Annotated in this window: 6 protein-coding genes and 1 tRNA gene; 4 read left to right on the top strand and 3 right to left on the bottom strand. The window is 59.4% G+C overall.

Annotated features, from left to right (window positions below):
* Positions 1 to 198 precede the first annotated feature (198 nt).
* The 3 genes from H6G62_RS17955 to psbZ form a co-directional block, all read right to left on the bottom strand.
* Positions 199 to 270: transfer RNA gene (locus H6G62_RS17955), tRNA-Gly, on the bottom strand.
* Positions 271 to 418: 148 nt separating this feature from the next.
* Positions 419 to 988, bottom strand: a complete 570-nt coding sequence (ribH, locus tag H6G62_RS17950; RefSeq protein ID WP_199325090.1) for a 6,7-dimethyl-8-ribityllumazine synthase — start codon at positions 986 to 988, stop codon at positions 419 to 421.
* A gap of 46 nt (positions 989 to 1,034) precedes the next feature.
* Positions 1,035 to 1,223, bottom strand: a complete 189-nt coding sequence (gene psbZ, locus H6G62_RS17945) for a photosystem II reaction center protein PsbZ (protein ID WP_190497619.1) — start codon at positions 1,221 to 1,223, stop codon at positions 1,035 to 1,037.
* 299 nt (positions 1,224 to 1,522) lie between these two features.
* On the opposite strand from psbZ, the gene H6G62_RS17940 reads away from it, so the two are divergent.
* The 4 genes from H6G62_RS17940 to H6G62_RS17925 all read left to right on the top strand — a co-directional run bounded on the left by H6G62_RS17940 (position 1,523) and on the right by H6G62_RS17925 (position 8,459).
* Complete coding sequence (locus tag H6G62_RS17940) at positions 1,523 to 4,438, top strand: CBS domain-containing protein (RefSeq protein ID WP_190497617.1); 2,916 nt, start codon at positions 1,523 to 1,525, stop codon at positions 4,436 to 4,438.
* A gap of 42 nt (positions 4,439 to 4,480) precedes the next feature.
* The gene (locus H6G62_RS17935; RefSeq protein WP_190497609.1) at positions 4,481 to 6,061 is read left to right on the top strand and encodes a hypothetical protein; all 1,581 of its coding nucleotides are present in this window, start codon (positions 4,481 to 4,483) and stop codon (positions 6,059 to 6,061) included.
* A 102-nt stretch (positions 6,062 to 6,163) separates the two neighbouring features.
* Positions 6,164 to 6,484: a DUF6825 family protein gene (locus tag H6G62_RS17930; protein ID WP_347239373.1), complete on the top strand. Its 321-nt coding sequence runs from the start codon at positions 6,164 to 6,166 to the stop codon at positions 6,482 to 6,484.
* A gap of 250 nt (positions 6,485 to 6,734) precedes the next feature.
* Positions 6,735 to 8,459, top strand: coding sequence for an AarF/ABC1/UbiB kinase family protein (locus tag H6G62_RS17925; RefSeq protein ID WP_347239376.1), 1,725 nt, complete (start codon positions 6,735 to 6,737; stop codon positions 8,457 to 8,459).
* Positions 8,460 to 8,480 lie beyond the last annotated feature (21 nt).

Below are 8,480 nucleotides of genomic sequence, written 5' to 3'. Positions count from 1 at the left end.
TTCATTTTAATCACGACTGACACAGTGCGATAGAAAGGTTATTTCTGTCTCACTGTGTTCTTTTTTGAGACGGCAATTCCCTGGATACTCAATTAATCGAGGTGCCCAATCCACAATCACCGATCAACTACCCTGCGCCCGACAAGCCGCGACGGACATTGAGAATGTCGATACAAGACGTTAGTACAAATTTTGATAAGCGGGTAACGCGATTCGAACGCGCGACATTCACCTTGGCAAGGTGACGCTCTACCGCTGAGCTATACCCGCATGTAAAACCGAAGCAGTTGTTAAGAGTTTCTTAAGCGTTTCGGTTTTGACCTTACCTAGAATCTCAAAAAGTAACGTAAATGTCAATACCTTTTGAGATTTTTTCGAGAGACTCCCGACGGCTTCCGGGAAACCCCAACCCAACGCCCTACACGGCGTCGGAAATCATTGTCGAACTAGCTTCGACGACGGTGCCCCCATGACCAGGGAGCATGGTTCCAGGAGTACCTGTGCCAGAGACCCGACGAATTTGCTTCATCAGGCTGGCCATTTCGAGGGCGCTCATGGCATAGTCCCAACCGTGGTTGGCCTTGATGCCTGCCCGCTCTAGGGCCTGCTGGAGGGTGTCGGTGGTTAGGACGCCAAAGACGATGGGCACCCCGGTTTGGAAGCCCGCCGCCGCAATGCCCTTCGACACCTCCGCCGAAACGTAGTCAAAGTGGGGAGTTTGGCCCCGAATGACCGCCCCCAGGCAGATGATGGCGTCGTAACGCCCGCTCAAGGCGAGCTGACGGGCGACGAGGGGAATCTCGAAGCTGCCGGGAACCCAGGCGTAATCCACCTGAGTGCCTTCAGGGCTGGGGTCTACGCCGTGGCGCTTGAGGCAGTCTTGGCACCCCGCCAGCAGCTTACCCGTCACCAGATCGTTAAATCGCCCTATCACAATGGCGAACCGAAACGAGTCTGCCGCTGCAAAGGTGCCTTCAAATACCGCCATGAAAATCCTTGAACGATGTCTTAAACAGGCTTAGACCACAAAGGGCTTAGACCACAAAGTAGTTGAGGCCACCGACCAAAACCACCAGCACGCCCCAGATAATTGAGCCGAGCAGAATGAGCTTTTTAGACTGATCCCAGTTTTGAGGGGAGGCGTAGGCCACGGGCACATACACCACCAGCACAAAGGACATCAGAACCAGGGCGAATAGGGCAAGCTGAAACAGGATGACCATCTAAAATCTCTCTCTTAAACACAGCAGGGGATTTAAGACACCACGCCCTCAAGCCAGCGCCCCTATTCTTCCAGCCAAGCTGGTTTACCCTGGGAAGCGCCTTTAAGGAGGGATTAAGCGCCATCACATCCAATTGAGCCTCCGGTTAGGCCGTTCGCCCTCGACTAAGCTAAGCGGCGACAGCAAAATCGGAGCAAAGGGATGGGCTGAAACCCTCTAACCTTGAGTAGGGCAAGGCAAATTGCCACAGTGATCTCAATTAGTAAGCTATCAGAAAGCGCGCCCCTTGGGAAACCGATATGGACTTAGTGCTGTGCCACACCACCGCCGATTTTGACACCCTGGGGGCCGCCGTGGGGTTGGCGCGGCTGCAACCGGGGGCGCGGGTAGTGTTGACGGGGGGCTGTCATCCCACGGTACAGCGGTTTGTGGCTCTGCACCGGGATGAATATCCGCTGATTGAACGGCGGGCGGTGAACCCGAATCAAATTCGGTCGCTGACCCTAGTGGATGCCCAGTTGCCCCATCGGTTTGGCCCTGCGGCGGAGTGGATTGATTTGGCCCTGGCGCGACACATTCCGATTACGATTTATGACCACCATCCCGCTACGGAGAAGGCGGTTCCGGCCCAAACTACGGTAATTGAAACGGTGGGTTCGGCCAGCACCCTAGTCGTGGAGGCGATGCAGCGGCAGGGGATTTTGCCCACGGTGGCCGAGGCGACAGTAATGGCCCTGGGGGTGCATGTGGATACGGGGTCGCTGCTGTTTGAAACGGCCACGGTGCGGGATGCGGAAGCCCTGGCTTGGCTGATGGCCCAGGGGGCGAGTGTGCCTGTGATTGCGGAGTTTGTGGAACCGGGGCTAACTCCGAACTTGCAAGACCTGCTGACGGCGGCGATGGAGCAGATGGTCGTCGTAAATACTGAGGGCAATACCTTGGCCTCGGTGCTGCTGGCGGTAGATCGCTATATTCCGGGACTGTCGGGGGTAGCAGAACGGCTGATTTCCTTGGCCGATGTGGATGCGCTGCTGTTTGGGGCGCACTATCCCGGTAAAGACCTTGGCCCCGATGGTGAAACGCCCCTACGCAAGCTTCTATTAATTGGTCGCGCCCAGGGACGGGTGAGTTTCAAGCAGGATCAGGGCCATGACCGGGGGCAGGGGATTGGCCAAAAGTCAGATCAGAAACTTAGCCAGCGATTTGGACAGGAGTTAAGACAAGAACTCGGTCAGGGCATTGATTGGGGATCACTATTTACGACGGTTGGCGGCGGCGGACATCCCACGGCGGCTTCGGCTACGCTAACCACGGATGCGCCGGAACAGGTGATGAAAACGGTGCTGAGTCAGGCCCGATTACAGTTCCCTAAACCGCCCACCGCCCGCGATTTGATGTCTTCCCCGGTGCGGACGATTCGACCCGAAACCACCATTGGCGAGGCCCAGCGAATTTTGTTGCGCTACGGCCATTCGGGTTTGTCGGTGGTGGATGCCACGGATGCCTTGGTGGGGGTAATTTCACGGCGGGATTTGGACATTGCCCTTCACCACGGGTTTAGCCATGCCCCGGTGAAGGGCTACATGGCCACTAACCTCAAGACCATCACCCCAGAGACTTCCCTCAGCGAGATTGAGGAATTGATGGTGACCTACGACATTGGCCGCTTGCCTGTGTTGCAGGACAAGGCACTGGTGGGTATCGTCACTCGCACCGACCTGTTGCGCCACCTACATCAGGTGCAGCGAATGACGGGATCGCCCCGGCCCACCCCCGGACAGCCCCAACTGCCCCCGGTGCCTCCGCTGACAGAAGTTTTGGCTCAACATCTCAAACCGAGCCTGTGGGAGATCCTTACCCAGATTTCCACAGCGGCCCAGGATCGGGGCTGGCATCTCTATTTAGTGGGCGGCGCGGTGCGGGATTTGCTGATTCAGCGGGATACGGTTCCGGCGACCGAGGGGGTGAGCCTGCCGGACTTAGATTTGGTGGTGGATGGCTTTTATCAAACCGCGCAAGTGGGGGCTGGCATGGTGCTGGCGGAGCACATCAAGGCCCAATTCCCGGAGGTGGATATTCAGGTGCATGGTCGGTTTCAGACCGCTTCCTTAGTGTGGCGGCGGGAGTTGGATCATCCCCTGGCAGGACTAATGATCGACATTGCCACCGCACGCACCGAGTTTTACCCCTATCCGGCGGCTAACCCTGAGGTAGAAGCCAGCTCCATTCAGCAAGACCTCTACCGCCGCGATTTCACCATCAACGCCATGGCCCTGCGGCTGACGAATCCTGGCCAAGGGCAACTCCTGGATTACTTTGGTGGCCTGATTGACCTGCACAATCGCCAGGTGCGGGTGCTGCATCCCAACAGTTTTATTGAAGACCCCACCCGCATTTACCGAGCGGTGCGGTTTGCGGTGCGCCTAGGATTCAGCCTAGACAGTCAAACCGAGGGCTACATTCACCACGCCATCGACAGCGGCGTCTATGCCCAGATGCAGCGCCAGGTGAAGCGGGTGCCTGCCCTGCAAGTGCGGCTTAAAAATGAGTTGAAATACATCCTAGAAGCCCACTACTGGCCAGGAGCCTTGGAACTGCTGGATCACCTACGGGCGCTGCGCTGTATCCACGGCGATCTGGCCATGACGCCCGCTCTGTGGCACCAGTTGCGGCGGGTGAGTCGCTGGCTGGATCGGTTTGATTGGGCGGAACGCTGTAGCCCATGGCAGCTCAGGCTGGAGGTGCTGCTGGCCACCCTGCCCCCCGGTCAGCGTCATGACATTGCCGCCGCCCTACAACTAACGGAGACCAGCATTCAGCGACTGGCCCACCTGGACGATTTGGAAACGACATGGTTGAACACCATCACGCCAGCCCTACGCCCCAGCCAGCGATATGCCACCTTTGCCCCGGTTGATCTGGCCACCCTGTTATTAGTCAGCGCCCGCCATCCCCGCACCCTGGGGCCAGTGATCTGGCGCTACCTCACCCTGGAGAGTAAGGTAGTGCCCCTGGTCAATGGCGAGACCCTGAAAACCCTGGGCTACAAACCCGGTCGCCAATTTAGCCCCATGCTGGCGGCCCTGCTAGCGGCCCAGTTGGACGGAGACATCACCACCCTGGAGGAGGCCCAGCAATTCCTGGTTCAGCATTATCCGCTGTCCCCCGCCCCACCCCAGAAGGGCAGCAGACAAGCTAAAGTAGCAAAGACTTGACCCTAACTCCGTTACTTGGGGATATTTCCTCGAACCAGCCCTATGACCTTAGCCCTTGGTACATCGCTCCAGAACGGCACCTACGTCATTGATGCCCTCAGCGGCGAGGACAGCATTGGGCCGCTTTATTTGGCCACCCATGTGCCCAGTGGTCAGTGGGTCTTGGTGCGAGTGTTGGGTAGTCGTCATCCAGAGTTACTGCCGGATGCCTCGCAACGTAGCGCGTTCTATCAGTACCTAGAATCGCTGGCGGCCCTGGGGACATCCTTTATCCCCAAAAGACTGACCGGGTTTGAGGAGGACAAGGTCTGCTACCAAGTGTTTGCCTCGCCGCTGGGATCACCCCTGAGCCAAGGTGTGGCGCAAGCGCCTCGGCCCCTAGCCCCTAGTCTGACCCTGGTTCGGCAGATCGCCCAGCACCTTGAAGCCCTGCGTACCATGGGGTGGGCAGAACTGCGCATGGCCCCTGACCAAGTGTGGCAAGGTCCTGGGGGAACCCTCACCCTGACGGGGTTTGACTTTCCGGCCCCTGGCCAAGCTTCCGGCTCCAGCGAGGCGAATCTGGTGCGGGGATTAACGGAGCTACTGTACTTTTTGCTGACGGGCCAGCGGGCGGCTCAGGCTCCCCTAGGGGTTGACCTGCGCCATCGTCGCCCAGAGTTGCCCACGGGCTTGGATGCGGTGTTTCAGTGGGCTAACCCCTCCCTAGCCTTGGCCCAGCCTCCCAGCCTGGAAAAATGGCTTACCCTGCTACCCCATTCCGCCCCCTCAGACCTCGATCTCGTGGTCTCCCACTATCCTCAATCCTCGGAACGGGCCAAGGGCAATGCTTCCATCCCAGCGGCACCAAAAGCTCAGCGGACGACGGCTACCACCGTCTTGGCGGCTCCGATGGCTCCACCCCCCACCCAAATTGCACCTGCGATGATAGCCCCCCGTGCCGCCGCTCCCGCCCCCAAACGTGGGCCTTGGATGCCTTTAGCCTTGCTGACTACGGGGTTTATCTTTGGCATCGGTGGGGTGGCCTTTGGTCTCCAAGCCCGCCTTCAGCCCTCCAGCCCCGCCGCCCAAACCCGCTTTAACCCCAACCAAGCCTTTCCGCCCCTGCCCAATTGGGATAACAGCGAGCCAGGGTTTGGCAATCCGACGGTGGAGAATCGTCGATCTCTCCCCAGTAGTCGCTCGGACAGACCGAGTGATCGCCCCAGCAATCGCCCCACACCTGCATCGGAACCCTCCACTCGTTCGGCCCCCTTGGCCCAGCCCAACGGTGATGCTAACCGTGATCTAAACCCACCTGGCCAAACCACGTTTCCCCCTGGGCGCACACCCCAATCGGCTCCTCGGCCTGTGCCCTCCGTGGAGCATGAAGCGCCCACGGTTTCGGGTGATGACCGTGCGCCCAGTTTCCCCGCCAGCCCTGAACCTGCCCCGCCCATCCGTGAAGCGGCCCCCGATCCAGTCGTGTCCCCCACCCCGGCAGAAGCGGCTCCAGCCCCGATAGAAGCGGCTCCGGTGGTTCCGGCCCCAGTGACGCCGCCGCCCCCGGTGTTGGCTCCGGTAGTGCCCCCGGCCCCCTTGGTTCCGGATCCCGAATCCCCGGCCCCCTTGACCTCCAGTTAGACGCCCCCCTTGCTCGGAGGTTCGGGCCTGCGCTTGGGGATAAGAGCGTTATAATTCTAAACAGTTGGGTTTGGTACGAGGTTTTTATCGATGAGTAACCCGGTGCTTCACGCATTTTTCGTAGGCCGAGCCGTCGCTGAGGTGATTAATGATCGCACCGAGCGCTTACTCACCGACTCTCTGAGTTGGCTGGGGCAGTTTGACGCCGAACAGCGGGAAGCCCTACGGCAGTTTACCGAGGAAGTGATGGCCCGCGCTCAACAGGTGGAGGCCACCTATGGCGGAGGGGCCGCCAGTCCTTTCGCAAACGGTGCCGCATCGGTGGATTCCCCGGAAGACCTTCAGGCCACCATCGACAACCTGCGGGCGGAAATTGCCCAAGTGCGGGTGGCACTCCAGCAGTATCGCAGCAGTACCACCTAATTCGGTTGTCCTATCCCATTTCACGTCGCCGTCTTAATCCCTGCATTGGTCTAGCCCGCTAGGAGCCTGAGTGTCCGCAGTTTTTGATTCATCGGCCCAACCCACGTCGTCCCTGCCTATCCCTGGTCAGGGTGAGATCAGGTTGTCCTCTGATCCCCAGCCGTTGACCTCGGAACTGGGGGGAAATGGTAGCCACGATCTAGAGCCCTTGGCCACACGTGGGTTAATCCCCGTGGCCGCGATCTCCCCGGTGCCCGGTGCGCCTTCCTCGGAACCAGAGCCCCAAAAGACCTACCGCTTTCAGCAAAAAGCCTACCGCTGGAACCGGGGTCGCTACTCCCGCAATCGTCGGTTTGTCGATATTTGGGGCTTTGTGCTGCGGCTGTTGGGGTCGCGTTGGCTCTACGGTAAAGCTTGGAGCTATGGCGGCACCATCACCCCCGAAAAGCAGGCCGAGCGACGGCGCAAACTGGCGGTGTGGATTCGCGAAACCCTTCTGGATCTTGGCCCCACGTTCATTAAGGTGGGGCAGCTCTTTTCCACCCGCGCCGATATTTTCCCGATTGAGTTCGTTGAAGAGCTGTCGAAGCTCCAGGATCGGGTGCCTGCCTTCAGCTACGAGCAAACCCGCGCCATCCTTGAGGACGATCTCGGCAAGCCCATCCAGGAGCTTTACCGCACCTTCGACCCCATCCCCCTAGCAGCGGCCAGTTTGGGCCAAGTCCACCGTGCCCAACTGCACAGCGGCGAAGAAGTTGTGGTGAAGGTGCAGCGTCCGGGGTTGCAATCCCTATTCACCATCGACCTGTCGATCCTGAAGGGCATTGCCCGGTACTTCCAAAACCATCCCACCTGGGGCCGAGGGCGCGACTGGATGGGCATCTACGAAGAGTGCTGCCGCATCCTCTGGGAAGAAATCGACTACCTCAACGAAGGCCGCAACGCCGACACCTTCCGCCGTAACTTCCGGGCCATGGATTGGGTGCAGGTGCCTCGCGTGTTCTGGCGCTACACCTCGCCGCGCATCCTCACCCTGGAATATATGCCAGGGATTAAAATCAGCCACTACGAAGCCCTGGAGGCGGCAGGGCTAGATCGCAAGCGGCTAGCCCAGTTGGGTGCCCAAGCCTACCTACACCAGCTCCTCGACGATGGCTTTTTCCACGCCGACCCCCACCCCGGCAACATCGCTGTCAGCCTCAACGGGTCGCTGATTTTCTACGACTTTGGCATGATGGGCCAGGTGCAGCCCCTCACCCGTCAGCGCCTCATGGGTACCTTCATGGGCGTGGCCCAGCGAGATGCTACCCAGGTGATGAACTCCCTGGTGGAGCTGGGAGCCTTGGCCGAAGTGGAGGACATGAGCCCAGTGCGGCGAGCCATCCAGTACATTCTGGACAACTTCATGGACAAACCCTTCGAGGAGCAGTCCATCGAGGCGATCAGCGATGACCTCTATGCGGTAGCCTACGATCAGCCCTTTCGGTTTCCGGCCACCTTTACCTTCGTCATGCGGGCCTTTTCTACCCTAGAGGGCGTTGGCAAGGGGCTAGACCCAGACTTTAACTTTATGGAAGCGGCCAAGCCGTTTGCAGCACAGCTTATGACCAGCGGGAATTCTGGCGATGGAGCCAATAGTCTACTCGGAGAACTGAGCCGTCAGGCCGCCCAGGTGAGCACCACCGCCTTTGGGCTACCCCGACGCATTGAGGACACCCTCGACAAGCTCGAACGGGGTGATATTCGGGTGCGGGTGCGTTCCGTGGAAACCGACCGCGCCCTGCGCCGCATTGGTACCGTCAGCATGGCCAATAACTATGCTATTTTGGTGGGCGCATTTACCTTGTCCGCTACGGGGCTCCTGATGACTCCCTGGCCGCTGATTGCCATTGCGCCTGGGGTGTTGGCCCTAGGGGCTGGAATCGCGTTTCTGCGGGCCGTGATCAAGGTAAACCGAGCGGATCGGTTGCCCTAGGGAGTCGCAACGAGCAGGTTA

It is taken from the genome of Phormidium sp. FACHB-1136, from assembly GCF_014697375.1.
Classification (GTDB): Bacteria; Cyanobacteriota; Cyanobacteriia; order Phormidesmidales; family Phormidesmidaceae; genus Nodosilinea.
This window is presented reverse-complemented; position numbering and strand designations above follow the sequence as displayed.